Origin of the sequence: uncultured Microbulbifer sp. (assembly GCF_947489355.1) — a bacterium.
Lineage (GTDB): Bacteria > Pseudomonadota > Gammaproteobacteria > Pseudomonadales > Cellvibrionaceae > Microbulbifer.
On sequence record NZ_CANLDD010000122.1, the window covers coordinates 1 to 2,977 of the forward strand.

3 protein-coding genes are annotated in these 2,977 nt (G+C 45.5%); all 3 read right to left on the reverse strand.

The window, feature by feature from the left end; translation table 11 throughout:
- Window positions 1-202 precede the first annotated feature (202 nt).
- Complete coding sequence (locus Q1A48_RS20860; RefSeq protein WP_299948724.1) at window positions 203-1,489, reverse strand: hypothetical protein; 1,287 nt, start codon at window positions 1,487-1,489, stop codon at window positions 203-205.
- Between the two features lie 66 nt (window positions 1,490-1,555).
- The gene (locus Q1A48_RS20865; protein WP_299948726.1) at window positions 1,556-1,852 is read right to left on the reverse strand and encodes a hypothetical protein; all 297 of its coding nucleotides are present in this window, start codon (window positions 1,850-1,852) and stop codon (window positions 1,556-1,558) included.
- 145 nt (window positions 1,853-1,997) lie between these two features.
- A complete protein-coding gene (locus tag Q1A48_RS20870) occupies window positions 1,998-2,330 on the reverse strand; it encodes a hypothetical protein (protein WP_299948728.1) in 333 nt (110 codons plus the stop codon).
- Window positions 2,331-2,977: the final 647 nt, after the last annotated feature.

The following is a 2,977-nucleotide window of genomic DNA, read 5'->3' on the forward strand; positions in this document are numbered from 1 at the left end:
GGGTTTATCCTTGGTTTTGGTTTCAGGTTTCGTCACCTTCATCAAAACCGGTAAACCCCCTCTTTTCAAGGAGATGTTTCAGATTTGGTCTGAACTAATACAGCTAATTAATTATTTTTCCCGAAACAAGGTGACGCGCGTTTGTAGCTGCCACCGAAATATTCGGGATTGATAGATTCTTCGCAATCGATCCCGTAAATTTCTAGATTGAGCCTGTACGGCTGAGCTTGAGAATATGAGCCCAATGAATGGCGGCGCCGCTTCCATGCAGGTTACGGGTGACTTTCTCCGACTGCCATTTATCCAGATTTGCAGTCAATTTCTCAGCCATTTTTTTTTCTTTGGACGAAACGAAGTCAAGCTCCTTAAGTATTGATCTGGTACGGTCAAATAGGACTTCATTTGGATGCGTCTTACCCTTTGACAGAAGTGATTTGGCCCATTTCAGCCCAGAAAGACTTTGCTCAGAGGCGGTGAGAGTCAGTTCAGATTGAATAGGGGTTGCTTGGCCTGGCTCCAATGCCGGAATATCTATCGAGTTGGGCAAGTTTTCCAGCATATCTGAAGTGGGCATCTTCTTCGGTGTGTCATAGGGCATTGTCACAAGGTCGGGGCAGCACACATGCATGATATCGTAAAGCACCTGGCCGTTGCCTACACGCGATGGGTCAGCACTCAGGACAAGTTGGTAAAAATACTTACTGCCAAGCGTGACACCCATCACCTCAGTACGAGGCATCTTTGCCGCGTGATGGCGACTTCTATTTGCCCGATAGTGGCGGATTGACATTTCAATGCCACGATTTTCAGGCAATGCGGCCGATTTCTCGGTATTGGAGATGACGTCACCCATCCATGCTTTGAAGTTTTCGGTCGTCGAAAAATGCTCCTGGTAGCCAAAGAGGAAGCTCACAAAATTCGTGGAGCCGAACTTCAGATAGAAATCCCGGTGATCCTCACCGCCTGCACCCGGGAAATTTACAACTCGCCCCTGGTTATTACCGAGCGATAGAATATGGGGTGCATATCGTCCCAGGTTGTAGTCCAGCCAATTCTCGACGCTTTGCTCTGCTGGAATACCTATCCGTTGAATTTTCATTCCTGCATTTAATTTTAAGCCAAACTTTTGGGCGATCTGCGTAGCGCAGTTGTAATCCTCCTCCTTGCGCTTGATCGAATGAAAAAGGATCGAACCATCAGTGAATGCACTTTCCAAGCCATAGATTTTGACAGCGTAGATGAGCAGAGCTAACACCACTCTACTATCCAGCCCACCTGTTAAGTCTAAGCGGATGACGCGGCCTGATTGCAAAATAGCCGCGATGCGGGAAGACCAGACCGATACGAATTGTGCAATTGCTTCTTCGTAGCTCATTTCCTTAAAGAAACTACGATTTTTAGAAACCTGTTTGAGACCTGATTGCCTAATTTCAAGAACCTCTGATGCAGAAAGCTGCTTGATTTCTTTATAGATGGTCTGTTCAGACACTGACTGGAGGCAAAATGTACGTTGAGCGTACCAAGCACGTAAATGATGGGGAAGAACGGTCAGATTTCAGCCACGATTTTTTGCAATCTGCACAAGCTGCCGGAAAGAACTACAGATAGCCCACTTATCACCGCTCTGATAAAAATAGACTGGGAAATACCCACGATAATCCGTTTCCAACACAGCGCAATCGCTTTTTAAGCGCACATGGGCATAGCATCCATCACTGTCTGCTTCAAAGGGTGTGCTGTTTGGGTTCAGCAAAGCGTTACATACGAAATGGGTACCGGAAAATGTGTAGCCCCAGAGCTTTTCTTCCGTCGGAAGGTTACCTTGGTCAAAAAAGAAATCTTGATTTTGCATTATCAACTTTCCATGAATATTAAACTTTATATTATCACAGATCAGACGTTGGTGATTAATAATCGAGGCAGGGCATTTATAGCCGTCTTCAACTTATAAATCAGGATACCCATCTTTCATAGGTGGTTATTCTTTATGAGGGGTTCTATGTTGGAAATAAATAGGATTTTTCTTCTCTTAACTGTTTTTCCATTTTTCTCGCGGTTTTAACGTCGGCACAAGGTAAGACTCTATACACAACATTCAATAGTTGTTCCAGTACATACTCACGTTTTTTGATGTTTTTCCTGGTGCCGCAGCCAAAGGGTTTGGGGAGAAGGCTGGACATTCGGAAAGCGCAGTTTTTACCCGAGCCGAACAAGATAGGCTCACCTGTTTTTTTATTCTGCAAATCATAAACACCTGGCCCGAAAGGAGCGATGAATATATCATTCTTGCGTGGGTCTGGAAAAGCTTTCCAATCTGTCCATTCGTTCATTGTGGTCGCCTCTATTTCTAGTGCCAAGTAGCACTTCTTTGATGATGGGTTTGTTACAGAATTAAATCCACTTAATTTCAGCCACTCCTATTTTTTATCCGGTTAGGTATCGGCCAAACCCTATCACCCAAAGAAGAAGCTTTAAAATCTGTAGCGCATAGAAATCACACGCCTACCACATTTCAAAACTCTTCAAACCTTCTTGGAGCAATCCAAACCAACAATTTCCCGCCAAACCCCACGATCTCTAAGGCCTTACGGCCACCTCGATCAAAAAACGTACAGTGAAAATGGCCGCCGGTCACTCCTCCCCACGCCTGCCGATTTTTGGCGTTCTTTTGGTTGGTGAAATGAGACTAGCGGCCCTGGCCTGAGCTGGTGCGGGCTCTAGGGCTATTTGGGATTTCTCAAAGTGAAAGATTTTGAAAAGATGTGAAGTTCTATTTCAATGCTGAGGCCATCCTCTATCACCTTGTGCCTTGCTCGGATGACTGCCCTAAAGCAAGCTGAGAGGAGCGGTAGGAGTGTAGAGTGGAGAGTGGAGATCATTTTCTTGGCGCGTATTTGTCACCGGCCTAGGGGCTGTTCCCGTTTCACATGGGTAGCCATAGGAAGGCACAAGCCATAGCTACTGTGCTTTGATAGCA

Excerpts from the sequence above, each read along its gene's own strand:
- Q1A48_RS20865 (WP_299948726.1), bottom strand. The coding sequence starts at position 1,852 with ATGCAAAATCAAGATTTCTTTTTTGACCAAGGTAACCTTCCGACGGAA.
- Q1A48_RS20870 (WP_299948728.1), bottom strand. The coding sequence starts at position 2,330 with ATGAACGAATGGACAGATTGGAAAGCTTTTCCAGACCCACGCAAGAAT.